This is a genomic window from Enterobacter sp. 6722112 (assembly GCF_058661685.1).
Genome location: NZ_JBZWGR010000007.1, coordinates 592,715 through 619,262, shown reverse-complemented (window position 1 = coordinate 619,262; position 26,548 = coordinate 592,715). Strand labels below are relative to the sequence as shown.

Below are 26,548 nucleotides of genomic sequence, written 5' to 3'. Positions count from 1 at the left end.
TATGAAGAAACAACGTTGCGGTTATTCATTAATCGCATTAGCAATGTTAGCGATGACAGGATCTGCTGCAGCAACCGATCTGAATGTTAATTTCACGGCCAATATTCGCGAAACCACCTGCGATATGAAGCTGGTCGGCGGTGAAGGTTCAGATACGCAGCAAACGCTGACTATCGGTACTAACGGTCAGGTACGCATAGATGATGTCAAAGCAGGAACGGCAAATGCCGCTTTCAAAATCGTGATGGTTGAATGCCCGGCATCGCTGACTTCGCTGAAAACAACGGTAAAAGGTACGGCATCAGGTATTTTACCGACCGGGCTTACTAACCAGATTACCGGAGCCAATGGCGGTTCTGACTATGCTGCCGTTGAAATCGCCCGAGAGTCTGCACCAACAGCGCCCTTTACCATCAACTCAAAGACAGATTCTCAACGTCTGGTCTGGACTTCTACAGAAATCGAGAATAAGGAGGTTCCTTTGGTGGCCACATTACGTGAAACCAAAGCGAACAGTATGACAATAGGCGATTTTCAAGCCGTGGCTACCTTTGAATTTAGCTACGAATGATTGGTGCAGGAAAACGGAGCAACCTTATGAATTTTAAATCAACTTTTATCGCCCTGTCCGTTTCTACCCTTCTGTTCTCTGGAATGGCAAGTGCAGCAATTACAGGCACCAGCAGTGTCGAATTAACAATCAAATCAAAAATTGTATCAGGCACCTGTACAGCAAAAGTGCTTAACGGTGCAGGAACTGCGTCCAGTGAAATTGCCTTTGGCGACGTGTACAAATCCGATGTGGCGAATAAAACCCGCGTCGAGCCGTTAAAAATTGCCTTTACAAACTGTTCTGGGGTAACGAAGGCGACGGTATCCGCGGCGAGTAGCGCGGGTGGGGGATGCTCAGGTCTCAATGCGGACGGAGATTCTTATGCCGCAGGGTTATCAACTGGCTTCGAAATTTGGTCAGGATCTGTCGATACAGGCGTAATGCTGAGCTGCAAAAGACCTCCGGCGGCACAGGAAGTCACCATTGCTGACGGTGCAGCGGAATTCCCGATGAGCTCGCGTATCGTGATTGCGAAAGACAAAACTATTGCTAATGTTGGCACAGGTGCCGTTACCGCACCGGTAACCTTTACTGTCACCTACCCATAATTCCAGGAACCATCATGCAACAATCACCGTTTACATTATACCAGCCCGGTCTTGTGTTGCTAATGGGCCTGGCTGGTAACATCCTGCCTGGCGTAAGCCAGGCAGGCTCTGGGCTCGACGTCAATCTTACGGCCAATATTGTTAATAGCACCTGTAAGTTAAGCGTTGAGAATGGCGGAGAGATCTATCTCCCCAACGTGATGCGGAATTGGTTTTATAACGCTGATGGTAGCGATCGCTATACGGCTACCGATGATGCGGGCGGTACGCCTTTTAAGATCCATGTTGATGATTGCTACGGAGACAGCAGCACCGCTAAAAAGCTGAATTTTAGCTTCTCGCCACAATCAGGATTTTGGCCGGGGCAAAACCAGGTATTTAAAAGTGAAGAGACTGCTGCCGGGGCAGCCAAAAATGTTGGCGTCGTCCTTTTCTCTGAGAAATATAAAACGAATGTTTTAAACAAAGACGGTACGTCAAAAGTCATTTATGACGTAAGCGGCCAGGGTACTGCATTTTTAACGGATTATCAGTTCTACGCCCGGTATCAGAACACTGGCGTAGTAGCTGGCGGTATCGTCACCAGTAAAGTACGAGTTGACGTCACTTACGAATAATAACCAGAACAGGAAAAGGATGAGAATGTTCAACGCTTTCAGAAAGGGTTTCAGTTTTAAAGGCCCAATGGCGTTTGCCATGGCGAGCTTGTTGTTATCCCTTAGCCAGACAGGCTGGGCAGGGGAGTGCCGAATGAACGATGGGAATGGCGGCACCACTACCCTGATCAACGCCGAGTATTCAGGCGGCCCCATCCGCCTTCCACCACCGGGGAACTATATCGGCGCCCTTTTTAACGTTAACCTCACACCAGGCATTCAGGCCCAGTGTGGTCCAGGAAACGATGGCTATAACCTCATGTCTCAAACAGACCCGTCCGTGTTCGTGGGGAGCCATTATGGCGAGGCCATGTTTGAAACGAATATTCCCGGCATTCATTATTCCGTGAGGGTTCACACTGCCGAAAGCGATGGTGGTAAAGGAGCCTATTTCGGAACGAATACCACCGGCTGGGCCATGGTTTCTGCATCCGAAAATGCTGACCCCTGGGATAAAAAATGGATTAATACCTCAGTTCATATTTTTATTGATGATGGCTATCAAGGGAACCCGAATAAAGAGACTTTCATCAAACCCAAACCAGGGACTTTGGGAAAAATGTCGATTGGTGATCCAAATGACAGTAACAACCAGCCATGGACATTTATGGTCAATGAGAACTCATTCCAGATCCCTATTGTGCTTCCTACCTGCGACATTGCCATGCTTTCGGATGGGACTAACGATGTTGACCTGGGAGAATATTATGTCTCAGACATCAAAAACAATCGGATCAAGGATGTCCCGTTTTCCATCAGGCTGGATAACTGCACCAGCGTGGCATCGTTCACGACCAAGCTGACAACGACAAAATTAACCGGAACTAACAATGACCTTCTTGGTAACACATTGTCGTCCGGAGCTGAGGGGGCAGGTGTGAGAATAATGTATAACGGGACGTCCCAGCTTATCCCGAATAATCCTAACTCAACCTATGTCGTAACGGACTATTACACGCCGGGTTCAAAGCAAATTGATTATGTTGCCCAGCTGGTAGCCAATGGCAGCACGGTGAAGCCGGGTTCGTTTAAAGCCACTGGCGTGTTCACCCTTTCTTACGATTGACCCCTACCCCTGCGGCTGATTGCTGATCAGCCGCGACATTGTCTCCAGCGAATCCGTTCTCAGAATATACAGTCGCTTCAGTAAGAACGGATTATCCCCCGGCTTCACCTTCCCCTTCACCGTTGTCACTGCCAGATGAAAACCGGCATCATTCGCGGCTTTAATCGCTTTATTGTCATACCCGCCAAACGGGTACGAAACATACAGCACGCGCGGGTTGAACTGCGCCAGTGCACGCCGTGAGCGTTCAAAATCGTACAGGATCACGTGATAGCTGCGGCTCAATAAGATGGGGTGCTTATACCCATCCACGCGATGCAGAAAGTGGGTGTGAGACTGAATGTCGAACACATCCTGGATGCCCTTGATTTCCTGAACGCTCATAAACTGTAGCGATCGGGGATCCCACTTCTGCGGGTGACCTTTGATGCGGGATGAGATAATAAACGCCGTCGCGTTGAAGCCATACTCTTTCAGCACCGGATACGCGTAGCGGCTCACCGATTTCAGGCCATCATCAAAAGTGATCACCACCGCTTTCGCGGGGAGGTTCATCTTGTTACGCACGTACCCTTCAAGCTGGTACATCGTCAGCGTGGTATAGCCTTGATCGCGTAACCAGGCCATCTGATTATTAAACGCACGTACGCTGGTTGTCGTGGAGGTATGTCGAAAACGGGTGTTCTCTTCATCACGCAGGATATGGTGGTAGGTCAGAACCGGCAGTCCGTTATCTTCCTGTGCATCCAGGCTGCTGATCCACGCCAGACGATTGCCGATGCGAATTTGAAACCAGGTCTGGTTCAGGCGATCTTTCAGCTTATTCAGAATCGGATAGCGAAGATTGGCGCTTAAGGTGCCAAAGGGCGCGCTTCCGCTGCTGGGGGCGTTATACACCGGCGTGTCTTTCCAGGTGATGAGGTTTTGATTGCTGAGCGGCTTGTTCAGATCGCCCAGACTATCCTCAACGCGTTGCTTACCCTGCACTTTTTCCAGGTGCTCTTTATCAATAAACCCCGTACCGAATCCGAAACGAAATTCATAGTAATCCGCCGCGGCCGGAAAGACGGCGAGGATCTGCCCGGCGCGGACATTGCCCACGTTCACGACGGCATTTCCCACCTGCGCCCAGATGGCCGCATCTTCGGTGGTTTGCATATATTGGGCAGGAAGGCCTTGCTGACTGGTCAGGCTGGCAGACGCACCACCGGAGACCAGTAGCAGAAGGATAAAGATAACGCGCATGAGCATGGGATATAAATCGATACGGAAAATCAGTCGCCATTGTAGCAAAAGCGACATCAATACCAATGTTTAATGCTTATACAGATCGTGAAGCAGAACGAAAGGCGGATTCTTCTGCTGCTGGTGCCACAGGCTGCTCACGCCCGGCGAGCCCTGCGCCACAATGGCGTGACGAAACTCAGCGCTGCTCAACGTTGCGCGCAGCGGATACATCGCTTCGAGTAAAGGCAGGCTGATACCGGAGATTACTTCACAGTTATCATGCTTATGGCTCATTAACGCCGCTGAACGGTAAGGCGCCGCGCCCGATCTGTCGGTGAGAAAAATCACGCCATCACCGGTGTCGGTTTCATGCAGCGCGTCGCACATCATCCGGCTTAGCATATTGGTGCTCAGCCCTCGCCAGTAATTTACCGCACGACATTGCGCCAGAGGGCCAAATCGGGCCTCCAGCTTCAGGAGCATTTCCTGTGCCTCTTCATCGTGGCAGGTGATAACCCATCCCAGCATATCGTCTCTCCTTAGCAGGCGAGTAGTTTATCCAGGTGAAGGTTAGTTTACGGTGATAACTGTCAAAGAAAGTGCCCGGCAAACAGAACGTCTGCCGGGCAGAAGGTTAGCTACGCAGCCCACGTCCACGCTGGATCAGATACCAGCACAGCAGATAGAACGCCACGATAAACACCACCAGCACCACAACGGTGGTGAACAGCGGGACATCGGTAATGCCGAGGAAACCAAAGCGGAAGCCGCTGATCATATAGACAATCGGGTTCAGGTGCGACAGCGCCTGCCAGAACGGCGGCAGCAGCGTCAGGGAGTAAAACACCCCGCCCAGATAGGTCAGCGGCGTCAGCACGAAGGTCGGGATCAGGCTGATGTCATCGAACGTTTTGGCGAACACGGCGTTCAGCAAGCCAGCCAGTGAGAACAGGATCGCCGTCAGCAATAACGTGAGCGCCACGAACAGCCACGAGTGCACCTGGAACGGTACGAAGAACAACGAAATTGCCGTCACCAGAATACCCACGCACAGCCCGCGCGCCACGCCGCCGCCCACGTAACCGGCGATAATGACATGCGTCGGCACTGGCGCCACCAGCAGCTCTTCAATGTTGCGCTGGAACTTGGCGCTGAAGAATGAGGACGCCACGTTCGCGTAAGCGTTGGTGATCACTGCCATCATGATCAGGCCCGGCACGATAAACTGCATATAGGTAAAGCCGTGCATCTCACCAATGCGGGAGCCAATCAGGTTGCCGAAAATGATGAAGTAGAGCGTCATGGTGATCACCGGCGGCACCAGGGTTTGCACCCAGATGCGCATAAAGCGGTTAATCTCTTTCGCCCAGATGCTTTTCAGCGCGACCCAGTAAAGATGCGTCATGCCTTGTCTCCTTGTTTATCGTGCACCAGAGAGACAAACAGCTCTTCCAGTCGGTTCGCTTTGTTACGCATGCTTAATACCTGAACGCCCTGCGCGCTCAGCTGGGAGAACACGCTGTTGATTCCCTGCTCGCGCAGCACTTCTACCTCCAGCGTCGAGGTATCGACCAGGCGATAGTTATACCCCTCCAGCTTCGGCAGGGCGCTTTTCGCCGCCAGGTCGAGAATAAAGGTTTCTGATTTCAGCTTGGAGAGCAGGTTCTTCATCGAGGTGTTTTCCACCAGCTCGCCGTGCTGAATGATGCCGATGTTGCGGCACAGCATCTCCGCCTCTTCCAGGTAGTGTGTGGTCAGGATGATGGTGGTGCCTTTGTCGTTCAGATCCTTCAGGAAGCCCCACATGGAACGACGCAGTTCAATATCCACGCCAGCGGTCGGTTCATCAAGAATGAGCAGCTTTGGCTCGTGCATCAGCGCGCGAGCAATCATCAGGCGGCGCTTCATCCCCCCGGACAACATCCGCGCGCGCTCGTTACGCTTCTCCCAGAGATCAAGCTGTTTCAGGTACTTTTCGCTGCGCTCAAGCGCCTCTTTGCGCTCAACGCCATAGTAACCCGCCTGGTTAACAACAATCTGCTGTACCGTCTCGAACGGGTTGAAGTTGAACTCCTGCGGCACCAGCCCCAGCTGGCGCTTGGCGTTGACCACGTCTTTTTGCAGGTCGTAGCCAAACACGCTGACGCGGCCCGAGGTTTTATTGACCAGCGAGCTGATAATCCCGATGGTGGTCGATTTTCCCGCCCCGTTCGGCCCCAGAAGCGCGTAGAAATCTCCCGCTTCGACTTTAAGATCTATCCCGCGCAGCGCCTGGACGCCCCCCGGGTAGGTTTTTTTGAGCTGTTCAAGCTCCAGTGCAATCGCCATGAATTCAACTTACCTTAAGTTCTGACACACGTTGTGTGGTTTCATTAAAAGTCGGGTTACCCTATAGTAGCGCAACGCAATCACTTGGTTACAGGTCGCTAACCTCCATGAACGACATAGATACACTCATCAGCAACAATGCACTATGGTCAAAAATGCTGGTGGAGGAAGACCCCGGATTTTTTGGAAAACTGGCACAGGCGCAGAACCCGCGCTTTCTCTGGATTGGATGTTCCGACAGCCGCGTCCCCGCCGAACGTCTGACCGGTCTTGAACCGGGCGAACTGTTTGTTCACCGCAATGTTGCTAACCTCGTTATTTATACCGATCTCAACTGCCTTTCGGTTGTTCAGTATGCCGTTGACGTTCTGGAGGTTGAGCACATCATTATTTGTGGCCACTACGGCTGCGGCGGCGTACAGGCGGCGGTCGAAAATACAGAGCTGGGGTTAATCGATAACTGGCTGCTGCACATCCGTGATATCTGGTTCAAACATAGCTCACTGCTGGGCGAAATGCCGCAGGAGCGCCGTCTCGACACGCTGTGTGAGCTGAACGTGATGGAGCAGGTCTATAACCTGGGCCACTCGACGATTATGCAGTCTGCCTGGAAACGCGGGCAGAAGGTCTCCATCCACGGCTGGGCGTACGGTATTCACGACGGCCTGCTGCGCAATCTGGAAGTGACCGCCACCAACCGCGAAACGCTGGAACAGCGTTACCGCTCGGGAATTGCCAACCTCAAGCTTAAGCACGTTAATCATAAATGACAAAGCCGGGTGGCGGCTGCGCCTTACCCGGCCTACATGTGCCCATTCGTAGGCCCGGTAAGCGTAGCGCCACCGGGCAAAAGTACTATTCGTCCAGAATCACGACTTTCCCAACATACGGCAGATGGCGATAACGCTGCGCGTAATCAATGCCGTAACCCACCACGAATTCGTCCGGGATGGAGAAACCAACGAACTCCACCGGCACCTGCACTTCACGGCGTTCAGGCTTATCCAACAGAGTACAAATCGCCAGTGATTTTGGTTCACGCAGGCTCAGGATCTCACGCACTTTAGAGAGCGTGTTGCCGGAGTCGATGATGTCCTCAACAATCAACACATCTTTGCCACGAATATCTTCATCCAGATCTTTCAGGATTTTCACATCACGGGTTGTGGACATGCCGCTGCCGTAGCTGGAGGCGGTCATAAAATCGACCTCGTGCGGCACCTGCACTTCACGGCACAGGTCTGCCATGAACATGAAAGAGCCACGCAACAGACCGACCAGCACCATTTCGCTGCCGCTGTCCTTGTAATGTTCGGTGATTTGACGACCCAGTTCGGCGATACGCGCTTTGATCTCGGCTTCCGGGATCATCACTTCAACAGTATGTTTCATATTACTAACCAAATGATTTTAGTGAAAATCTCTCAATGCGGATGACTCTCGCTCCGGCATCGATACGCAAGCCAGCCATTATACCAGTAAATGGATAAGCCTGGCGTATGAGTTATAAAAAGCAATATTTGTGATTCCGATCACAGTTGTTAATACCTATAATTAATTGCTAGCAAATAATTAACAAAACTGACGAGTACTTTTCTATGGCTGAAACAAAAACTAAACAGCCGCGTCTACTGGTGACATTAACAGCCGCGTTTGCCGCATTCTGCGCGCTGTATTTGTTAATCGGTGGCGTATGGCTGGTCGCGATTGGCGGCTCCTGGTACTACCCGATTGCGGGTCTGGTTATGGTTGGCGTAACCGTCCTGCTTTTACGCAGAAAACAATCTGCTCTGTGGCTGTACGCAGCGTTACTGCTCGCAACCATGATCTGGGGCGTCTGGGAAGTCGGGTTCGACTTCTGGGCGTTGACGCCGCGCAGCGACATTCTGGTCTTCTTCGGTATCTGGCTGATCCTGCCGTTTGTCTGGCGTCGTCTGATCGTCCCTTCCAGTGGCGCCGTGGCCGGTCTGGTCGTTGCCCTGCTGATTAGTGGCGGCATCCTGACCTGGGCCGGTTTTAACGACCCGCAGGAGATCAACGGTACGCTGAACGCGGAATCCACGCCGGCTGCGGCTATTTCGCAGGTGGCGGACGGTGACTGGCCAGCTTATGGTCGTAACCAGGAAGGTCAACGCTACTCCCCGCTGAAGCAGATCAACGCGGACAACGTGAAAAACCTGAAGGAAGCCTGGGTATTCCGTACCGGCGACCTGAAGATGCCAAACGATCCGGGTGAGCTGACCAACGAAGTGACCCCGATTAAAGTGGGCAACATGCTCTACCTGTGTACGGCGCACCAGCGTCTGTTCGCGCTCGACGCGGCTACCGGTAAAGAGAAATGGCACTTTGATCCACAGCTGAACTCCAACCCGTCGTTCCAGCACATTACCTGCCGCGGCGTCTCTTACCACGAAGCGCGCGCCGATAATGCCAGCCCGGAAGTCATTGCCGACTGTCCTCGCCGCATTATGCTGCCGGTGAACGATGGCCGCCTGTTTGCCATTAACGCTGAGACCGGCAAGCTGTGCGAAACCTTCGCCAATAAAGGCATTCTGAATCTTCAGACCAACATGCCGGACACCACGCCGGGCCTGTATGAGCCGACCTCCCCGCCAATCATCACCGATAAAACCATCGTGATTGCCGGTTCGGTAACGGATAACTTCTCTACCCGTGAAACCTCCGGCGTTATCCGTGGTTTCGACGTGAACACCGGTAAACTGCTGTGGGCCTTCGACCCGGGCGCGAAAGATCCTAACGCGATCCCATCGGATGAACACACCTTTACCTTTAACTCACCGAACTCCTGGGCACCGGCAGCGTATGACGCGAAGCTGGACCTGGTCTACCTGCCGATGGGCGTGACCACGCCGGATATCTGGGGCGGTAACCGTACGCCGGAGCAGGAACGTTACGCCAGCTCCATCGTGGCGCTGAACGCAACGACCGGTAAACTGGCATGGAGCTACCAGACCGTTCACCACGATCTGTGGGATATGGATATGCCGTCCCAGCCGACGCTGGCGGACATTACCGTTAACGGTAAAACCGTACCGGTGATTTACGCCCCGGCGAAAACCGGTAACATCTTCGTGCTTGATCGTAGCAACGGTAAGCTGGTTGTTCCTGCGCCGGAAAAACCGGTTCCGCAGGGTGCGGCCAAAGGCGACTACGTCACCAAAACGCAGCCGTTCTCTGACCTGAGCTTCCGTCCGAAGAAAGATCTCAGCGGTGCAGACATGTGGGGTGCCACCATGTTTGACCAGCTGGTATGCCGCGTGATGTTCCACCAGCTGCGCTACGAAGGGATTTTCACCCCGCCGTCAGAGCAGGGTACGCTGGTCTTCCCGGGTAACCTGGGGATGTTCGAATGGGGTGGGATCTCCGTTGACCCTAACCGTCAGGTCGCCATCGCTAACCCAATGGCGCTGCCGTTCGTTTCCCGCCTGATCCCTCGTGGTCCGGGTAACCCAATGGAGCAGCCGAAAGATGCGAAAGGCAGCGGTACCGAAGCCGGTATCCAGCCACAGTATGGCGTTCCTTATGGTGTGACACTGAATCCGTTCCTGTCTCCGTTTGGTCTGCCGTGTAAACAGCCTGCCTGGGGTTACATCTCCGGTCTGGATCTGAAGACCAACAAGATCGTCTGGAAGAAACGTATTGGTACGCCACAGGACAGCATGCCGTTCCCGATGCCTGTTCCAGTGCCTTTCAATATGGGTATGCCAATGCTGGGTGGCCCAATCTCCACCGCCGGTAACGTGCTGTTCATCGCGGCAACCGCAGATAACTACCTGCGCGCGTACAACATGACCAACGGTGAGAAACTGTGGCAAGGCCGTCTGCCAGCCGGTGGACAGGCAACGCCGATGACCTATGAAGTGAATGGCAAGCAGTACGTTGTCATCTCTGCGGGTGGTCACGGTTCGTTTGGCACGAAGATGGGCGACTATATTGTCGCGTATGCACTGCCTGACGACGCTAAGTAACGAAAAAGCCCGGTGGCGCTAACGCTTACCGGGCCTATGGGTGCCCTATGTAGGCCGGGTAAGGCGAAGCCGCCACCCGGCTTTTTTTATACGGTAAAACCGAGCATCATCCCCGTATCTTCATGCTCCAGCAGATGACAGTGGGCCATATAGGCAAACTCTTTCGGCGCCTCGTGGTCAAACTTCACCAGCACCTCGCTGACGCCGCCTTCCACCCTCACCGTATCTTTCCAGCCCGCACGATGCGCCTCCGGCGCTTTACCATTTTCAGACAGAATACGGAACTGCGTGCCGTGGATATGGAACGGGTGCAGCATCATGTCACCTTCGCCTGAAATCACCCAGCGTTCAAACTGCCCTTTCGTGGCGGCGAACATGGGCGTGTTCATATCGAACGCTTTGCCGTTGATGCGGTTGGCGTTGTGGAAATCGAAACCATGGCCGCCGTGATCCATGCCGCCCATTTTACCGTGGTCCATATTCATATGGCCCATCATCTGGCCATGATGCATTCCCGCCATGGCCTGATTGCCGTACTTCTTCATTAGCGCCTGCATGCCCATCATGTCGAGCATCGGATCCATAGAAAGCTGAAGTTTACGCTGCGTAAGCCCGTCCAGCGACGGGAGTGCTGGCAGCGTGGTGAGGGTCTCCGGCAGCGTACCGGAGGCGGTGATCTGTAGCGGCTGAATGCGCAGGACCGGATGCGGCTTATCAAACGGCGCAACGGCCATCCCCATCTGGCTGACCGGCAGGGTCACCAGGTCAAACGCTTTGCCATCGCTGATGTCCACCAGCACCTCGAAGCGCTCCCCCATCAGCATCGGCAGCTCGCTCACCTTCACCGGCTCCGGCAGCAGGCCGCCGTCGCTTGCCACCACGTAAAGCGGGCGTTTATCGCTGGTGGCGAAGTTCAGCGAGCGGGCGTTACAGCCGTTAAGCAGACGTAAGCGCAGCCAGCCTTTTGGCGCGGCATGCTGCGGGTAGATCGCGCCGTTGGTCAGGAGTGTATCGCCAAACCAGCCTACCGCCGCGCTCATTACGTCCAGCTGATAGTCAATTTGCCCGTCAGCGTTGAATTTTTTGTCCTGCACAATCACCGGGACATCGTCGATTCCCCACTGTTTCGGCAGGCGCAGCAGGCGGCTTTCATCGTCTTCAATCAGCACCAGACCGGCCAGCCCCATCGCCACCTGATGGCCCGTTTTGCCATGCTGATGCGGGTGGAACCAGCAGGTCGCCGCGCGTTGTTCCGGAGTAAAGGTTACGCTGCGTTTACCACCAGGCCTGATAATGCCCTGAGGCCCTCCATCCACTTCGCCCGGGACTTCCAGCCCGTGCCAGTGCAGCGTGGTCTCTTCCGCAAGCGTGTTATGAATGTCTACCGTCACCGCCTTCCCTTTGCGTAACTGCAACGCCGGGCCGAGCAGATTGCCGTTATAGCCCCACGTCGTGGCGGCGTGCTGACCGAACGTGGTTTTACCGGCCTGCACCACAAGCTGAATCCGGCTGCGGGCATCTGCGGCGAGTAATTCAGGAATGGGTAAAGCCGGTCTGTCGGCGGCAAAAACGGCGCGGCTCCAGAGAGGTAACGCGCTGGCAACCCCCAGTGCGGCAGAAAATTTTAAAAAATCACGACGTTGCATGTGCATTTCCTTATTTCCAGCAGGCGATCTTTTGAGCATAAACCCTCCCCTTACCGGAAGGTCAAGCACGGCGGCAATAATAAAGATCGTCGGCCTGGCATCAAGTATGCTAACGTTAATTTTCCGTGATGCAGTGGTAAAGGCAATGAAGACGTTTTTCAGAACAATTTTGTTCGCCAGCCTGATGGCGATGTGTGCGAACAGTTACGCGCTAAGTGAAAACGAAGCGGAAGATATGGCCGATCTGACGGCAGTTTTTGTTTTTCTGAAAAACGATTGTGGTTACCAGAATTTACCCAATGGGCAAATTCGTCGCGCACTGGTCTTTTTTGCCCAGCAGAACCAATGGGACCTCAGCAACTACGACAGCTTCGACATGAAGGCGCTCGGTGAAGACAGCTACCGTGATTTAAGCGGTATTGGCATTCCCACTGCTAAAAAATGCAAAGCGCTGGCTCGCGATTCACTCAGCCTGCTCGCCTACGTGAAGTAACCTTCCCGACGCCCCTTGTTGACCCGTTAACCGCCTCACGGCGGTGTTGTGTTGCGCCCATCTGCCGGATGTAATGGATGTTAACGAAGGAGGTGCTCCCCATGACCGAAAAAACGGTATGGCAAGAAACGCTGCATGACCAGTTTGGTCAGTATTTTGCCGTGGATAACGTGCTCTATCATGAGAAAACCGATCATCAGGATTTGATAATCTTCGAAAACGCCGCCTTTGGCCGCGTGATGGCGCTGGACGGCGTGGTGCAAACCACCGAGCGCGACGAGTTTATCTATCACGAAATGATGACCCACGTCCCGCTGCTGGCCCACGGCCACGCGAAGGACGTGCTGATTATCGGCGGCGGCGACGGCGCGATGCTGCGTGAAGTCTCTCGCCATCAGAATGTCGAAACCATCACCATGGTGGAAATCGACGCCGGTGTGGTGTCGTTCTGCCGCCAGTATCTGCCCAACCATAATGCCGGCAGCTATGACGATCCGCGGTTTAATCTGGTTATCGATGATGGCGTCAATTTTGTTAACCAGACTACGCAAACGTTTGATGTCATTATCTCTGACTGTACCGACCCTATCGGTCCGGGCGCGTCGCTGTTTACCTCGGCGTTTTACGAAGGCTGCAAGCGCTGCCTGAAGCCTGGCGGAATTTTTGTGGCGCAAAACGGCGTTTGCTTCCTGCAACAGGATGAAGCGCTTGATAGCCACCGTAAGCTGAGCACCTATTTTGCTGACGTCAGCTTCTACCAGGCGGCGATCCCCACTTACTACGGCGGGATCATGACCTTTGCCTGGGCGACGGATAACGACGTTCTGCGCCATCTCTCTACCGAGATCGTGCAGGCCCGCTTCCACCAGGCCGGACTCCAGTGCCGCTACTACAACCCGGCGATCCACACCGCAGCCTTTGCGTTGCCTCAATATCTGCAAGACGCGCTGTCCTCAAAGGAGGTGAACTAATTGAAAAAGCTTAAACTGCATGGCTTTAACAATCTGACCAAAAGCCTGAGTTTTTGTATTTACGATATCTGCTACGCCAAAACAGCAGAAGAGCGCGATGGTTACATCGCCTATATCGATGAACTCTACAACGCCAACCGTCTGACCGAGATCCTGACAGAGACCTGCTCGATTATCGGCGCGAACATCCTGAATATCGCGCGCCAGGATTATGAGCCTCAGGGTGCGAGCGTCACCATTCTGGTGAGTGAAGAGCCGGTTGACCCGAAGCTTATCGACAAAACCGAGCACCCCGGCCCGCTGCCGGAAGTGGTAGTCGCCCACCTGGATAAAAGCCACATCTGCGTGCACACCTACCCGGAAAGCCACCCGGAAGGCGGGCTGTGTACCTTCCGCGCGGATATTGAAGTGTCGACCTGCGGCGTGATTTCACCGCTGAATGCGTTGAATTATTTAATCCACCAGCTGGAATCCGATATCGTCACTATTGATTATCGCGTGCGCGGTTTTACCCGTGATATCAACGGCATGAAGCACTTCATTGATCATGAGATCAACTCCATTCAGAACTTCATGTCCGAGGACATGAAGTCGCTGTACGACATGATGGATGTGAACGTCTATCAGGAGAATATCTTCCATACCAAGATGATGCTTAAAGAGTTCGATCTTAAGCACTATATGTTCCATACCAGGCCGGAAGATTTAAGTGACGAAGAGCGTAAGGTCATTACCGACCTGCTCTGGAAAGAGATGCGCGAAATTTACTACGGCCGTAACATTCCGACCGTGTAAACGTGATCCGTAGCAGGGACGCTTCGGGGAGTTACTTCTGTTTCATAAAATCGCGGTAGGCGTTCAACACGCTCAGAAAGTCTTCCACGCCGCACAGCGACAGGCTCTCTTCGTCGTAGTAGCTCATCCCCTCTTCCATCTCATCACCCGAGAACTCAAGTTGGTTGGCGCGCACCATCACCTCTTCGCCATCCATCCACAGCGTGTATTCGTGCCCGGCGCGTTGCCAGGAGCGTTCACTGCCTTTCACCGTTTCCGCCGCCTGTTCGACTTCATCCAGCAGCGCGAGGTTCTCTTTCACCTCTTCGTTAAACCAGTGTCCAACGGCTTCGTGCCCCATCGACATTCGCACTTTCACCACGCCGGTGATGTCGCGCAAAAATTCGTAATCCATAGCGTTTTCCTCTGCAAAGCCATTAGGGTAATTATCGCAGCAGAGAGGAAGAAAAAAAGCGGGAGAGGTGGGAGGAATGAAAATAAAAAACCCACCGACGTTGCGATGGGTTTTGTAGGCCCGGTAAGCGTAGCGCCACCGGGCAATGGGTCAGGTACGGAGCGGTCTGGTGCCCTCACCCCCAGCCCCTCTCCCACGGGAGAGGGTAGCATTTATACTGCGGTCTGGAAGATCACCCCGTCAGCCTTCTCGGTGTACTGAGAGAGCTGGTCGAAGTTCAGATAGCGATAGGTATCCACCGCCGTCTTATCTACCTGCGCCACAAAGGTCTGGTACTCTTCCGGCGTTGGCAGTTTGCCAATCAGCGCCGCAACCGCCGCCAGCTCCGCAGAGGCCAGGTAAACGTTCGCCCCGGTTCCTAAACGGTTAGGGAAGTTACGGGTTGAGGTGGAAACCACCGTCGCACCGTCGGCCACGCGCGCCTGGTTGCCCATACACAGGGAACAGCCAGGGATTTCGATACGCGCCCCGCTCTTACCAAACACGCTGTAGTAGCCCTCTTCGGTCAGCTGCGCCGCATCCATACGGGTTGGCGGCGCCACCCACAGACGGGTCGGCAGCTGGCCTTTGTGGGTATCCAGCAGCTTACCGGCAGCACGGAAGTGGCCGATGTTGGTCATACAGGAGCCGATGAACACTTCGTCGATCTTATCGCCCTGCACGTCAGAGAGCAGACGCGCATCGTCCGGATCGTTAGGCGCACACAGGATTGGCTCTTTGATATCCGCCAGATCGATCTCAATCACCGCCGCGTACTCTGCGTCAGCGTCGGCTTCCAGCAGCTGCGGATCCGCCAGCCATTTTTCCATACCCTGAATACGACGCTCCAGCGTACGACGGTCGCCGTAGCCTTCCGCTATCATCCACTTCAGCAGCACGATGTTGGAGGTCAGATACTCAATAATCGGCTCTTTGTTCAGCTTGATGGTACAGCCCGCCGCAGAACGCTCGGCTGAGGCATCGGTCAGCTCGAACGCCTGCTCCACTTTCAGATCCGGCAGACCTTCAATTTCCAGAATGCGGCCAGAGAAGATGTTTTTCTTGCCTTTCTTCTCAACGGTCAGCAGACCCTGTTTAATGGCATACAGCGGGATTGCGTGCACCAGATCGCGCAAGGTAATGCCCGGCTGCATTTTACCTTTGAAGCGCACCAGCACCGATTCCGGCATATCCAGCGGCATCACGCCGGTCGCTGCGGCAAACGCCACCAGACCTGAACCCGCCGGGAAGGAGATCCCGATTGGGAATCGGGTATGGGAGTCACCGCCGGTACCGACGGTATCCGGCAGCAGCATGCGGTTCAGCCAGGAGTGGATAACGCCGTCGCCCGGACGCAGGGAGACACCGCCACGGTTCATAATGAAGTCTGGCAGCGTGTGGTGCGTGGTTACGTCAACCGGCTTCGGATACGCCGCGGTGTGGCAGAAGGATTGCATCACCAGATCGGAAGAGAAGCCCAGGCACGCCAGGTCTTTCAGTTCATCACGGGTCATTGGGCCAGTGGTGTCCTGAGACCCCACGGAGGTCATTTTCGGTTCGCAGTACGCGCCAGGACGGATACCAGTGACGCCGCAGGCGCGACCCACCATTTTCTGCGCCAGAGAGTAACCGCGGTTGCTCTCGGCCACGTCTTTCGCCTGACGGAATACGTCACTGTGCGGCAGACCCAGCGCTTCACGCGCTTTGGTGGTCAGGCCACGGCCGATGATCAGCGGAATACGGCCACCGGCACGCACTTCGTCGATCAGCACGTCGGTTTTCAGTTCGAAGCTGGCCAGCAGTTCGTTGGTTTCGTGGTTGCGCACTTCGCCTTTATACGGGTAAACGTCAATCACGTCGCCCATGTTCAGGTTGCTCACGTCCACTTCAATTGGCAGCGCGCCCGCATCTTCCATGGTGTTGAAGAAGATTGGCGCAATTTTGCCGCCGAGGCACAGGCCGCCGCCGCGCTTGTTCGGCACGTGCGGAATGTCGTCGCCCATGAACCACAGCACGGAGTTGGTGGCGGATTTACGGGAAGAACCGGTACCGACCACGTCACCGACGTAAGCCAGCGGGAAACCTTTTTGTTGCAGGGCTTCGATCTGTTTGATCGGGCCAACCACGCCTGGCTGATCCGGCTCAATGCCTTCACGGGCGTTTTTCAGCATCGCCAGGGCGTGCAGTGGGATATCCGGGCGAGACCATGCATCCGGAGCCGGAGAAAGGTCATCGGTGTTGGTTTCACCGGTCACTTTAAAGACGGTAACGGTAATTTTTTCAGCAAGCTGAGGGCGGTTCAGGAACCATTCGGCATCGGCCCAGGACTGCATCACCTGCTTCGCGTAAACGTTGCCTGCTTTGGCTTTTTCTTCCACATCGTAGAAGTTATCGAACATCAGCAGCGTTGAAGAGAGCGCTTTGGCAGCAATTGGCGCCAGCTTGTCGTTATCCAGCGCGTCAATCAGCGGATGAATGTTATAGCCGCCCTGCATGGTGCCGAGCAGTTCAATCGCTTTTTCAGGAGTAACCAGTGGGGAGGTGGCTTCGCCTTTGGCAACGGCGGCAAGGAATCCGGCTTTTACGTAGGCAGCTTCATCTACGCCAGGCGGTACACGGTTGATCAGCAGATCTAACAGGAATTCTTCTTCGCCCTCAGGCGGGTTCTTCAGCAGCTCGACGAGCGCGGCCATTTGGGTTGCATCTAACGGTTTGGGTACAATTCCCTCGGCGGCACGTTCTGCTACGTGCTTACGGTATTCTTCTAGCACGACGGTTCTCCTCGCTCTCATTGTCATATGCGGCGGGCGTTCTCTTCACGCTCCTGTGAGACAGCAGTTTGTAGGGTAAATGCCCGATACCGCGTCGGGCAGCATAGCAGGATTTCTGCACAGTGTTAATCTGTTTACAAAAAAGCAACATTAAAAAATTTGCTGAATCGTTAAGCATGGTATAGCACCCCGTCACCGGGCCCGAAAGCAGTTCCGTAAGTTTGTCGCCACCCCAGCAACTAGCTGCTGGCCGCTCGCAAGAGCGGCCTTCTGAATGTCCGTCGCCTGCTCAGCCATCCGATATAATTGTGTAATAAATACTCACACTCTTTATCCGGATGCTTCGGAGGTTTTCCCAACAAAAGTCAAAACTGTAAAACACGGGTGAATGATACTCGCGGCAACAGCAACGCCTCACGGCACTGCACTCGTCTCGTTGGAGTCAATCTATGAAGTTGCCTTTTAAACCACATCTTCTTGTTCTGCTTTGCAGTGCGGGGCTGTTTGCCGCCTCGGGCGTCATGTTCGTTAAAAGCCGCGCAACGGAACCCGCTCCCGCACCTGCGCCGGTAGCCCCGCAGCTTCCCGCCCCGGCAGCACAGCCTGCCCCGGTGGCGACTCCGGCCTATACCGCCGCGCAGATCGATCAGTGGACAGCGCCCATTGCGCTCTATCCCGACGCGCTGCTGTCGCAAATTCTGATGGCCTCAACCTATCCGGCGAGCGTGATTCAGGCCGCCCAGTGGTCAAAGGACAACCCTAAAATGCAGGGCGATACCGCCATTCAGGCGGTCAGCGGGCAGCCATGGGATGCCAGCGTGAAATCGCTGGTCGCCTTTCCGCAGTTAATGTCGTTGATGGGAGAAAACCCGTCGTGGGTACAGAGCCTCGGCGACGCCTTTCTGGCCCAGCCAAAGGATGTGATGGATTCCGTGCAGCGTCTGCGCCTGCTCGCGCAGCAGACAGGCACGTTGCAATCCACCCCGCAGCAGACCGTCACCACCGTGAAAAAATCTGCGCCAGCCTCCACCAGTACAGCCGCGACGTCAACGTCGGCTAGTCCGACGGTGATTAAAATTGAGCCAGCCGATCCACAGGTGGTTTATGTCCCTACCTACAACCCTTCCACCGTTTACGGCACGTGGCCAAACGCCAGCTATCCGCCTGTGTATCTGCCCCCGTCTCCCGGCCAGCAGTTTACCAATAGTTTTGTCAGAGGCTTTGGCTATAGCCTCGGCGTAGCCACTACCTATGCGCTGTTCAGTAACATAGACTGGGACGATGACGACGAACATCATCACGATCATGATGACGATCACCACGGCGGTTATTCGCATAACGGCGATAACATTAATATTAATGTTAATAACTTCAATAAGATCACCGGCGAGCACCGTACCGATAATCATCAGGTCTGGCAGCATAATCCGACCTACCGCAACGGCGCGCCCTACGCCAATAGCCAGCTTGCCAGCCGCTATCATCAGACTTCAGTGCCGGGCGGGCTGAGCGCTACCCGGCAGCAGCCGGTCAACCGCGATAGCCAGCGGCAGGCCGCGATGGCGCAGGTACAGCAGTCGACGGGCAAAACCCTCACACAGCTACAGCATGGCGACGCGCATTTCCCGCAACATTCAGCGTCCGCGCAGCAGCTGAAGCAGCTCTCTCAGCGCAGCAACTATCGCGGCTACGACAGCGCGCGGCCCCACGCACAACAGATGAATAATACTCTTGCGCAAACCAGACGCCCGACGCAGGTTCAGCATCAGCCGCTGCGGGCAAACGCCCTGAGCGGCAACGACAGCCGCTCGGCCAACTGGCAGGCCCAGCACCAGCGCGGGCTGGAAAGCCGCCAGCAGCTGTCCGAACATCATACCGAACACCGTGAATTCCATCGTCGTTAAGGAAGCCGCTATGAACATGAAACCGATCGGTGGAATGCTGTTGTTGATGGTATCCACCTTCGCCTGCGCCCAGCAATCTTTCTCCACGCCTGAGCAGGCGGCCAATGCCCTGACGAAGGCCATCAGCGAGCAGAATGAGAGCGCGATGGCCGACCTGCTGGGGGATAACTGGCGCGACTATCTGCCACCTGAAGGGGTTGATCCGGAGGCGGTAGCTCGATTCCTGCGTGACTGGAAGATTAACCATCGTACCGAAATCAGCGGCGATATCGCCCATCTGTCAGTTGGCGATAACGGCTGGCAACTCCCCATACCGGTAGTGAAGAAAAAAGAGGGCTGGCAATTTGATATGCAGAAAGCGGCTAATGAGATCCTGACCCGCGAAATCGGCCGCAACGAACTCGCGGCTATCGGAGCGCTGCACGCCTACGTCGACGCACAGCAGAGCTACTACGCCATGAACCATCGCTATGCGCACAAGATTGTCAGCACACCAGGGCTAAAAGACGGCCTGTACTGGCCCATCTCGCCGGGCGAAGCGCCAAGCCCGCTGGGTCCCGCCTTCAGCCCGCCGGAGCCTGGTATGGGCTATCACGGTTATCGGTTCCGCATTCTGCCGGATAAAAATGGCTTTGCGATGGTTGCATGGCCCGTGAGCTATGGTCAGACGGGGGTAATGAGCTTTGTCGTTAACCAGGATGACAAGGTGCATCAGGCAGACCTCGGCAACGATTCGGCACAAAAAGCGCAGGCGCTCGCTGCATACCACCCGGATAAAACCTGGCAGCCTGTCACCCCCTGAACGCGGCGCATAAAAAAAGCGGCCTGAGGCCGCTTTTTTCATCTGAAGAAACTTATTTCTTCTTCGCTTTCGCGTTTGGCAGGTCGGTGATGCTACCTTCAAACACTTCTGCCGCCAGGCCCACGGACTCGTGCAGAGTCGGGTGAGCGTGGATGGTCAGCGCGATGTCTTCCGCGTCACAGCCCATTTCGATAGCCAGACCGATTTCACCCAGCAGCTCGCCGCCGTTGGTACCGACAATCGCACCACCGATCACGCGGTGAGTCTCTTTGTCGAAGATCAGTTTGGTCATACCGTCTGCGCAGTCGGACGCGATAGCACGGCCAGAAGCAGCCCACGGGAAGGTGGCGGTTTCGTAGCTGATGCCTTTCTCTTTCGCTTCTTTCTCAGTCAGACCGACCCATGCAACTTCTGGCTCGGTGTAGGCGATAGATGGGATCACTTTCGGATCGAAGTAGTGCTTCATGCCGGCGATAACTTCAGCGGCAACGTGACCTTCGTGAACACCTTTGTGCGCCAGCATTGGCTGACCGACGATATCGCCGATAGCAAAGATGTGCGGCACGTTGGTGCGCAGCTGTTTGTCAACGCGGATGAAGCCACGGTCGTCCACTTCCACGCCAGCTTTGCCCGCGTCGAGGTTTTTACCGTTCGGCACACGACCGATAGCCACCAGCACGGCGTCGTAACGCTGTGGTTCGGAAGGGGCTTTTTTGCCTTCCATGGAAACGTAAATACCGTCTTCTTTCGCTTCAACGGCAGTCACTTTGGTTTCCAGCATCAGGTTGAATTTCTTGCTGATGCGTTTGGTGAAGACTTTAACGATGTCTTTGTCGGCAGCCGGGATAACCTGGTCGAACATTTCAACCACGTCGATCTCTGAACCCAGCGCATGGTACACGGTACCCATTTCCAGACCGATGATACCGCCGCCCATAACCAGCAGACGCTTAGGAACGGTTTTCAGCTCCAGCGCATCGGTGGAATCCCACACGCGTGGATCTTCATGTGGAATGAATGGCAGTTCGATTGGGCGAGAGCCTGCCGCGATGATCGCGTTGTCGAAGTTAATCACGGTTTTGCCGTTTTCGCCTTCCACTTCCAGGGTGTTCGCACCGGTGAATTTACCCAGACCGTTTACCACTTTCACTTTACGGCCTTTGGCCATACCCGCCAGACCGCCGGTCAGCTGAGTGATAACTTTCTCTTTCCAGGTACGAATTTTGTCAATGTCGGTTTTCGGCTCGCCGAAGACGATACCGTGTTCAGCCAGCGCTTTGGCTTCTTCGATAACTTTCGCTACGTGCAGCAGCGCTTTAGAAGGGATACAGCCGACGTTCAGACAAACACCGCCGAGGGTGCTGTAACGTTCTACGATGACGGTTTCCAGACCTAAATCCGCGGCGCGAAATGCTGCGGAGTAACCTGCCGGGCCTGCCCCAAGTACTACGACCTGAGTTTTGATTTCTGTGCTCATCATGACCTCTTAATGTATACCCGTCGTCCACCGGGTCGTTCTATCCGCCCGTATTTTACAAAATTGTTAACAATTTTGAAACAACAAACGGCTCACGAATTATCGCTTTCACCAATAACCTCAAAAACCCCATGAGATTATCAGAAAAAAGCCGGCCGACTGGCCGGCTTTTCGATTACATCACCAGGCGGCGAATGTCGCTCAGCATGTTGTTGATGATGGTGATGAAACGCGCACCATCAGCCCCGTCGATCACGCGGTGGTCGAAGGACAGAGAGATTGGCATCATCAGACGCGGCACGAACTCTTTGCCATTCCACACCGGCTCCATCGCGGACTTGGACACACCGAGGATAGCCACTTCCGGCGCGTTCACAATCGGCGCGAAGTGGGTGGTACCCAGGCCGCCGATGCTGGAGATAGTGAAGCAGCCGCCCTGCATTTCGCCGGCAGTCAGCTTACCATCACGCGCTTTTTTGGAGATGGTGGTCAGTTCACGGGACAGCTCAGTGACGCTCTTCTTGTTCACGTCTTTGAAGACCGGAACAACCAGACCATTTGGCGTATCAACCGCAACACCGATGTTGATGTACTTCTTCAGCGTCAGCTTCTGGCCGTCTTCGGACAGGGAGCTGTTGAAGCGAGGCATCTGCTCAAGGGCAGCGGCAACCGCTTTCATGATGAAGACCACTGGAGTGAACTTCACGTCCAGCTTACGCTTCTCAGCTTCGGCGTTCTGCTGTTTACGGAACGCTTCCAGATCGGTGATATCGGTCTTATCGAAGTGGGTAACGTGCGGGATCATTACCCAGTTACGGCTCAGGTTAGCACCCGAGATTTTCTGGATACGGCCCAGTTCCACTTCTTCGATTTCACCGAACTTGCTGAAGTCCACTTTCGGCCATGGCAGCATGCCCGGGATACCGCCACCGGCAGCAGCAGGTGCAGCTTCGGCGCGTTTCACCGCATCTTTCACGTAAGCCTGAACGTCTTCGCGCAGGATACGGCCTTTACGACCAGTGCCCTTCACTTTCGCCAGGTTCACACCGAATTCGCGCGCCAGGCGACGAATCAGCGGAGTCGCGTGGACGTAAGCGTCGTTTTCAGCGAACTCAGATTTTTCTGCTTTAGCAGCAGGGGCAGCAGCCGGTTTAGCAGCCTGAGCCGGTGCAGCAGCCGGTGCCGGAGCAGCCGCGGCAGCTGGAGCGGCGGCAGGTGCTGCGCCTTCCACTTCGAAGACCATGATCAGAGAGCCGGTAGATACTTTGTCGCCGGTGTTGATTTTGATCTCTTTAACGGTACCGGCGAACGGCGCAGGCACTTCCATAGAAGCTTTGTCGCCTTCAACGGTGATCAGTGACTGTTCAGCGGCAACTTTGTCGCCCACTTTTACCATCACTTCGGTCACTTCAACTTCGTCACCGCCGATGTCCGGTACGTTAACGTCTTTCACGCCGCCAGCAGCCGCTGGTGCAGCAGCCGGAGCCGGAGCAGCTTCCGCTTTCGCTGGAGCCGCAGCGCCTTCAGCGCCCGCCACTTCGAAAATCATGATCAGGGAACCCGTAGACACTTTGTCGCCGGTGTTGATCTTGATCTCTTTAACGGTACCCGCGAACGGTGCCGGCACTTCCATAGAGGCTTTGTCGCCTTCTACGGTGATCAGTGACTGCTCGGCCGCAACGGTATCGCCCACTTTCACCAGGATTTCAGTGACTTCAACTTCGTCACCGCCGATGTCAGGCACGTTCACTTCTTTCGCTGCCGCGGCCGCTGCTGGAGCAGCAGCAGGAGCGGCTTCTTTCTTCTCTTCCTGCGCAGGTGCAGCTGCTGCTGCACCGTCGGCGGAATCGAAAATCATGATCAGTTTACCGGTCTCGGTTTTATCGCCAACAGAGACTTTGATCTCTTTAACGATGCCAGCCTGAGGAGACGGGACTTCCATAGAAGCTTTGTCGCCTTCTACGGTGATCAGCGACTGTTCAGCTTCAACTTTGTCGCCCACTTTGACCAGGATCTCGGTGATTTCAACTTCATCAGCCCCGATGTCCGGTACATTGATTTCGATAGCCATTATTCTTTTACCTCTTACGCCAGACGCGGGTTAACTTTATCTGCATCGATGTTGAATTTGGTGATTGCGTCTGCAACCACTTTCTTATCGATTTCGCCACGTTTAGCCAGTTCGCCCAGTGCTGCTACTACCACGTAGGAAGCATCAACTTCGAAGTGGTGACGCAGGTTTTCGCGGCTGTCAGAACGACCGAAGCCGTCAGTACCCAGTACGCGATAATCATCAGCTGGAACGTAAGTACGAACCTGCTCAGCGAACAGTTTCATATAGTCAGTAGACGCCACCGCTGGCGCGTCGTTCATCACCTGAGCGATGTACGGAACGCGTGGGGTTTCCATTGGGTGCAGCATGTTCCAGCGCTCACAATCCTGGCCATCACGCGCCAGTTCAGTGAAGGAGGTAACAGAGTACACATCGGAACCCACACCGTAGTCTTTCGCCAGGATCTGCGCTGCTTCACGAACGTGACGCAGGATAGAACCGGAGCCCAGCAGCTGAACTTTACCTTTGCTACCTTCGATGGTTTCGAGTTTGTAGATACCTTTACGGATACCTTCCTCGGCACCTGCTGGCATTGCCGGCATGTGGTAGTTTTCGTTCAGGGTGGTGATGTAGTAGTAAATATTCTCTTGCGCTTCACCGTACATGCGCTGCAAGCCGTCATGCATGATGACTGCCACTTCGTACGCGTAAGACGGGTCGTAAGAGATACAGTTAGGGATAGTCAGAGACTGAATGTGGCTGTGACCATCTTCGTGCTGTAGACCTTCACCGTTCAGGGTCGTACGACCAGAAGTACCACCGATCAGGAAGCCGCGAGCCTGCTGGTCGCCTGCCTGCCAGCACAGGTCACCGATACGCTGGAACCCGAACATGGAGTAGTAGATGTAGAACGGGATCATCGGCAGGTTATTGGTGCTGTAAGAAGTCGCAGCAGCCAGCCAGGATGCGCCTGCACCCAGTTCGTTGATACCTTCCTGAAGGATCTGACCTTTCTCGTCTTCTTTGTAGTATGCAACCTGCTCACGGTCCTGCGGGGTGTACTGCTGACCGTTCGGGCTGTAGATACCGATCTGACGGAACAGACCTTCCATACCGAAAGTACGCGCTTCGTCGGCGATGATTGGAACCAGACGATCTTTGATCGACTTGTTCTTCAGCATCACGTTCAGGGCACGAACGAAAGCGATAGTGGTAGAGATCTCTTTGTTCTGCTCTTCCAGCAGCTGAGAGAAATCTTCCAGCGCTGGCAGTTCCAGCTTCTCGGTGAAGTTAGGCTGACGAGCAGGCAGGTAGCCTTTCAGCGCCTGACGACGTTCGTGCAGGTACTTGTGCTCTTCAGAACCTTCCGGGAAGGTGATGTAAGACAGTTTTTCTACCTGCTCATCGGTCACTGGAACGTTGAAACGGTCGCGGATATAACGCACGCCGTCCATGTTCATTTTCTTAACCTGGTGAGCGATGTTTTTACCTTCTGCGGTATCACCCATGCCGTAACCTTTGATGGTGTGGGCCAGGATCACAGTCGCTTTACCTTTGGTTTCACGCGCTTTTTTCAGTGCAGCGTAAACTTTCTTCGGATCGTGACCACCGCGGTTCAGCGCCCAGATCTGCTCGTCAGTCCAGTCTGCAACCAGGGCTGCGGTTTCAGGATATTTGCCGAAGAAGTGCTCACGAACGTAGGCACCGTCTTTGGATTTGAAGGTCTGGTAGTCGCCGTCAACGGTTTCGTTCATCAGCTGGATCAGTTTACCGCTGGTGTCTTTACGCAGCAGCTCATCCCAACGACCGCCCCACATCACTTTGATCACGTTCCAGCCAGCACCTGCGAAGATGCCTTCCAGTTCGTTGATGATCTTGCCGTTACCGGTTACCGGACCATCCAGACGTTGCAGGTTACAGTTGATGATGAAGCACAGGTTGTCCAGCTTCTCACGGGTCGCGATGGTTATCGCGCCTTTAGATTCTGGCTCATCCATTTCACCGTCGCCCAGGAAGGCGTAAACGGTCTGCTCAGAGGTGTCTTTCAGACCACGGTGTTCCAGGTACTTCAGGAATTTAGCCTGATAGATCGCACCGATTGGACCCAGACCCATAGATACGGTCGGGAACTGCCAGAACTCAGGCATCAGTTTAGGGTGCGGGTAAGAAGACAGACCCTTACCGTGAACTTCCTGACGGAAGTTGTTCATCTGCTCTTCAGTCAGACGACCTTCCAGGAAGGCACGTGCATAGATGCCCGGAGAGATGTGGCCCTGGAAGTACACCAGATCGCCGCCATCTTTCTCGTTAGCTGCACGGAAGAAGTGGTTGAAGCACACTTCGTAAATGGTCGCAGAAGACTGGAAGGACGCCATGTGGCCACCCAGTTCCAGGTCCTTCTTGGATGCGCGCAGAACGGTCATGATGGCGTTCCAGCGGATAGCAGAACGGATACGGCGTTCCAGATCCAGATTGCCCGGGTATTCCGGTTCGTCTTCGACGGCAATCGTGTTTACGTAGTTGCTAGCCCCTGCACCTGAAGCCACTTTCACGCCGCCTTTGCGTGCTTCTGAAAGCAGCTGATCAATCAGATACTGAGCGCGCTCAACACCTTCTTCACGGATGACCGATTCGATCGCCTGTAGCCAGTCGCGAGTTTCGATCGGATCCACGTCATTTTGGAGACGTTCTGACATGGGGGTATTCCTTATCTATCTAATACGTTGATTTGTCTGGAACCTGTCCCATTGTATTTTCGCCAGAAAACACAATAAGA

The 26,548-nt window shown here is 54.6% G+C and carries 22 protein-coding genes; 11 read left to right on the top strand and 11 right to left on the bottom strand.

The window, feature by feature from the left end; translation table 11 throughout:
• Nucleotide 1: 1 nt before the first annotated feature.
• From AC4OVU_RS04500 to AC4OVU_RS04485, 4 genes are all read left to right on the top strand, one after another.
• Nucleotides 2-571 (top strand): fimbrial protein, encoded by a 570-nt coding sequence (locus AC4OVU_RS04500; RefSeq protein ID WP_045347261.1) that lies wholly within the window; start codon nucleotides 2-4, stop codon nucleotides 569-571.
• Nucleotides 572-597: 26 nt separating this feature from the next.
• On the top strand, nucleotides 598-1,161 hold the full coding sequence (locus AC4OVU_RS04495) for a fimbrial protein (RefSeq protein ID WP_045347243.1): 564 nt from the start codon (nucleotides 598-600) through the stop codon (nucleotides 1,159-1,161).
• A gap of 14 nt (nucleotides 1,162-1,175) precedes the next feature.
• On the top strand, nucleotides 1,176-1,778 hold the full coding sequence (locus tag AC4OVU_RS04490) for a fimbrial-like protein (RefSeq protein ID WP_045347240.1): 603 nt from the start codon (nucleotides 1,176-1,178) through the stop codon (nucleotides 1,776-1,778).
• A 133-nt stretch (nucleotides 1,779-1,911) separates the two neighbouring features.
• On the top strand, nucleotides 1,912-2,883 hold the full coding sequence (locus tag AC4OVU_RS04485) for a fimbrial protein (protein WP_157843897.1): 972 nt from the start codon (nucleotides 1,912-1,914) through the stop codon (nucleotides 2,881-2,883).
• A 3-nt stretch (nucleotides 2,884-2,886) separates the two neighbouring features.
• Here AC4OVU_RS04485 and AC4OVU_RS04480 read toward each other — a convergent pair whose 3' ends face one another.
• The 4 genes from AC4OVU_RS04480 to AC4OVU_RS04465 form a co-directional block, all read right to left on the bottom strand.
• Nucleotides 2,887-4,134, bottom strand: a complete 1,248-nt coding sequence (locus AC4OVU_RS04480; protein WP_032620926.1) for a polysaccharide deacetylase family protein — start codon at nucleotides 4,132-4,134, stop codon at nucleotides 2,887-2,889.
• Between the two features lie 63 nt (nucleotides 4,135-4,197).
• Complete coding sequence (locus tag AC4OVU_RS04475; RefSeq protein WP_015572698.1) at nucleotides 4,198-4,638, bottom strand: PTS sugar transporter subunit IIA; 441 nt, start codon at nucleotides 4,636-4,638, stop codon at nucleotides 4,198-4,200.
• 106 nt (nucleotides 4,639-4,744) lie between these two features.
• A complete protein-coding gene (locus tag AC4OVU_RS04470) occupies nucleotides 4,745-5,515 on the bottom strand; it encodes an ABC transporter permease (RefSeq protein ID WP_003856297.1) in 771 nt (256 codons plus the stop codon).
• Nucleotides 5,512-6,438: an ABC transporter ATP-binding protein gene (locus AC4OVU_RS04465; protein ID WP_017383763.1), complete on the bottom strand. Its 927-nt coding sequence runs from the start codon at nucleotides 6,436-6,438 to the stop codon at nucleotides 5,512-5,514. The genes AC4OVU_RS04470 and AC4OVU_RS04465 overlap by 4 nt, the downstream gene beginning before the upstream one ends.
• A 107-nt stretch (nucleotides 6,439-6,545) precedes the next feature.
• On the opposite strand from AC4OVU_RS04465, the gene can reads away from it, so the two are divergent.
• On the top strand, nucleotides 6,546-7,208 hold the full coding sequence (gene can, locus AC4OVU_RS04460) for a carbonate dehydratase (protein ID WP_491928627.1): 663 nt from the start codon (nucleotides 6,546-6,548) through the stop codon (nucleotides 7,206-7,208).
• Nucleotides 7,209-7,293: 85 nt separating this feature from the next.
• Here can and hpt read toward each other — a convergent pair whose 3' ends face one another.
• Nucleotides 7,294-7,830, bottom strand: coding sequence for a hypoxanthine phosphoribosyltransferase (hpt, locus tag AC4OVU_RS04455; protein ID WP_003856303.1), 537 nt, complete (start codon nucleotides 7,828-7,830; stop codon nucleotides 7,294-7,296).
• A 206-nt stretch (nucleotides 7,831-8,036) separates the two neighbouring features.
• On the opposite strand from hpt, the gene AC4OVU_RS04450 reads away from it, so the two are divergent.
• A complete protein-coding gene (locus AC4OVU_RS04450; RefSeq protein WP_003856304.1) occupies nucleotides 8,037-10,427 on the top strand; it encodes a glucose/quinate/shikimate family membrane-bound PQQ-dependent dehydrogenase in 2,391 nt (796 codons plus the stop codon).
• 86 nt (nucleotides 10,428-10,513) lie between these two features.
• Here AC4OVU_RS04450 and cueO read toward each other — a convergent pair whose 3' ends face one another.
• A complete protein-coding gene (gene cueO, locus AC4OVU_RS04445) occupies nucleotides 10,514-12,073 on the bottom strand; it encodes a multicopper oxidase CueO (protein ID WP_032652587.1) in 1,560 nt (519 codons plus the stop codon).
• 145 nt (nucleotides 12,074-12,218) lie between these two features.
• On the opposite strand from cueO, the gene AC4OVU_RS04440 reads away from it, so the two are divergent.
• The 3 genes from AC4OVU_RS04440 (at nucleotide 12,219) to speD (ending at nucleotide 14,332) form a co-directional block, all read left to right on the top strand.
• Nucleotides 12,219-12,566, top strand: coding sequence for a YacC family pilotin-like protein (locus AC4OVU_RS04440; protein WP_003856306.1), 348 nt, complete (start codon nucleotides 12,219-12,221; stop codon nucleotides 12,564-12,566).
• Between the two features lie 101 nt (nucleotides 12,567-12,667).
• The gene (gene speE, locus AC4OVU_RS04435) at nucleotides 12,668-13,537 is read left to right on the top strand and encodes a polyamine aminopropyltransferase (protein ID WP_110293010.1); all 870 of its coding nucleotides are present in this window, start codon (nucleotides 12,668-12,670) and stop codon (nucleotides 13,535-13,537) included.
• Nucleotides 13,538-14,332, top strand: coding sequence for an adenosylmethionine decarboxylase (speD, locus tag AC4OVU_RS04430; protein WP_017694500.1), 795 nt, complete (start codon nucleotides 13,538-13,540; stop codon nucleotides 14,330-14,332).
• 31 nt (nucleotides 14,333-14,363) lie between these two features.
• Here speD and yacL read toward each other — a convergent pair whose 3' ends face one another.
• On the bottom strand, nucleotides 14,364-14,726 hold the full coding sequence (gene yacL / locus AC4OVU_RS04425) for a protein YacL (RefSeq protein ID WP_017694501.1): 363 nt from the start codon (nucleotides 14,724-14,726) through the stop codon (nucleotides 14,364-14,366).
• A 212-nt stretch (nucleotides 14,727-14,938) separates the two neighbouring features.
• Nucleotides 14,939-17,536, bottom strand: a complete 2,598-nt coding sequence (gene acnB / locus AC4OVU_RS04420; RefSeq protein WP_017383766.1) for a bifunctional aconitate hydratase 2/2-methylisocitrate dehydratase — start codon at nucleotides 17,534-17,536, stop codon at nucleotides 14,939-14,941.
• Nucleotides 17,537-17,985: 449 nt separating this feature from the next.
• Here acnB and AC4OVU_RS04415 point away from each other — a divergent pair, with 449 nt between their 5' ends.
• Nucleotides 17,986-19,440 carry a DUF3300 domain-containing protein gene (locus AC4OVU_RS04415; protein ID WP_110293011.1) on the top strand — a complete coding sequence of 485 codons (1,455 nt, stop codon included), beginning with the start codon at nucleotides 17,986-17,988 and terminating at the stop codon, nucleotides 19,438-19,440.
• Between the two features lie 10 nt (nucleotides 19,441-19,450).
• Nucleotides 19,451-20,242 carry a DUF2950 family protein gene (locus AC4OVU_RS04410; protein WP_047717362.1) on the top strand — a complete coding sequence of 264 codons (792 nt, stop codon included), beginning with the start codon at nucleotides 19,451-19,453 and terminating at the stop codon, nucleotides 20,240-20,242.
• A 52-nt stretch (nucleotides 20,243-20,294) separates the two neighbouring features.
• Here AC4OVU_RS04410 and lpdA read toward each other — a convergent pair whose 3' ends face one another.
• The 3 genes from lpdA to aceE form a co-directional block, all read right to left on the bottom strand.
• Nucleotides 20,295-21,719: a dihydrolipoyl dehydrogenase gene (lpdA, locus tag AC4OVU_RS04405; RefSeq protein ID WP_003856313.1), complete on the bottom strand. Its 1,425-nt coding sequence runs from the start codon at nucleotides 21,717-21,719 to the stop codon at nucleotides 20,295-20,297.
• Between the two features lie 175 nt (nucleotides 21,720-21,894).
• On the bottom strand, nucleotides 21,895-23,790 hold the full coding sequence (aceF, locus tag AC4OVU_RS04400; protein WP_017694504.1) for a pyruvate dehydrogenase complex dihydrolipoyllysine-residue acetyltransferase: 1,896 nt from the start codon (nucleotides 23,788-23,790) through the stop codon (nucleotides 21,895-21,897).
• Nucleotides 23,791-23,804: 14 nt separating this feature from the next.
• Entirely contained in the window at nucleotides 23,805-26,468 is a 2,664-nt protein-coding gene (gene aceE, locus AC4OVU_RS04395) for a pyruvate dehydrogenase (acetyl-transferring), homodimeric type (protein WP_003856315.1), read from the bottom strand.
• Nucleotides 26,469-26,548 lie beyond the last annotated feature (80 nt).

What these genes read in the sequence shown, in the direction of transcription:
- AC4OVU_RS04500 (WP_045347261.1), top strand. Translation starts at nt 2, where the DNA reads ATGAAGAAACAACGTTGCGGTTATTCATTAATCGCATTAGCAATGTTA.
- AC4OVU_RS04495 (WP_045347243.1), top strand. Translation starts at nt 598, where the DNA reads ATGAATTTTAAATCAACTTTTATCGCCCTGTCCGTTTCTACCCTTCTG.
- AC4OVU_RS04490 (WP_045347240.1), top strand. Translation starts at nt 1,176, where the DNA reads ATGCAACAATCACCGTTTACATTATACCAGCCCGGTCTTGTGTTGCTA.
- AC4OVU_RS04485 (WP_157843897.1), top strand. Translation starts at nt 1,912, where the DNA reads ATGAACGATGGGAATGGCGGCACCACTACCCTGATCAACGCCGAGTAT.
- AC4OVU_RS04480 (WP_032620926.1), bottom strand. Translation starts at nt 4,134, where the DNA reads ATGCTCATGCGCGTTATCTTTATCCTTCTGCTACTGGTCTCCGGTGGT.
- AC4OVU_RS04475 (WP_015572698.1), bottom strand. Translation starts at nt 4,638, where the DNA reads ATGCTGGGATGGGTTATCACCTGCCACGATGAAGAGGCACAGGAAATG.
- AC4OVU_RS04470 (WP_003856297.1), bottom strand. Translation starts at nt 5,515, where the DNA reads ATGACGCATCTTTACTGGGTCGCGCTGAAAAGCATCTGGGCGAAAGAG.
- AC4OVU_RS04465 (WP_017383763.1), bottom strand. Translation starts at nt 6,438, where the DNA reads ATGGCGATTGCACTGGAGCTTGAACAGCTCAAAAAAACCTACCCGGGG.
- can (WP_491928627.1), top strand. Translation starts at nt 6,546, where the DNA reads ATGAACGACATAGATACACTCATCAGCAACAATGCACTATGGTCAAAA.
- hpt (WP_003856303.1), bottom strand. Translation starts at nt 7,830, where the DNA reads ATGAAACATACTGTTGAAGTGATGATCCCGGAAGCCGAGATCAAAGCG.
- AC4OVU_RS04450 (WP_003856304.1), top strand. Translation starts at nt 8,037, where the DNA reads ATGGCTGAAACAAAAACTAAACAGCCGCGTCTACTGGTGACATTAACA.
- cueO (WP_032652587.1), bottom strand. Translation starts at nt 12,073, where the DNA reads ATGCAACGTCGTGATTTTTTAAAATTTTCTGCCGCACTGGGGGTTGCC.
- AC4OVU_RS04440 (WP_003856306.1), top strand. Translation starts at nt 12,219, where the DNA reads ATGAAGACGTTTTTCAGAACAATTTTGTTCGCCAGCCTGATGGCGATG.
- speE (WP_110293010.1), top strand. Translation starts at nt 12,668, where the DNA reads ATGACCGAAAAAACGGTATGGCAAGAAACGCTGCATGACCAGTTTGGT.
- yacL (WP_017694501.1), bottom strand. Translation starts at nt 14,726, where the DNA reads ATGGATTACGAATTTTTGCGCGACATCACCGGCGTGGTGAAAGTGCGA.
- AC4OVU_RS04415 (WP_110293011.1), top strand. Translation starts at nt 17,986, where the DNA reads ATGAAGTTGCCTTTTAAACCACATCTTCTTGTTCTGCTTTGCAGTGCG.
- AC4OVU_RS04410 (WP_047717362.1), top strand. Translation starts at nt 19,451, where the DNA reads ATGAACATGAAACCGATCGGTGGAATGCTGTTGTTGATGGTATCCACC.
- lpdA (WP_003856313.1), bottom strand. Translation starts at nt 21,719, where the DNA reads ATGAGCACAGAAATCAAAACTCAGGTCGTAGTACTTGGGGCAGGCCCG.
- aceF (WP_017694504.1), bottom strand. Translation starts at nt 23,790, where the DNA reads ATGGCTATCGAAATCAATGTACCGGACATCGGGGCTGATGAAGTTGAA.
- aceE (WP_003856315.1), bottom strand. Translation starts at nt 26,468, where the DNA reads ATGTCAGAACGTCTCCAAAATGACGTGGATCCGATCGAAACTCGCGAC.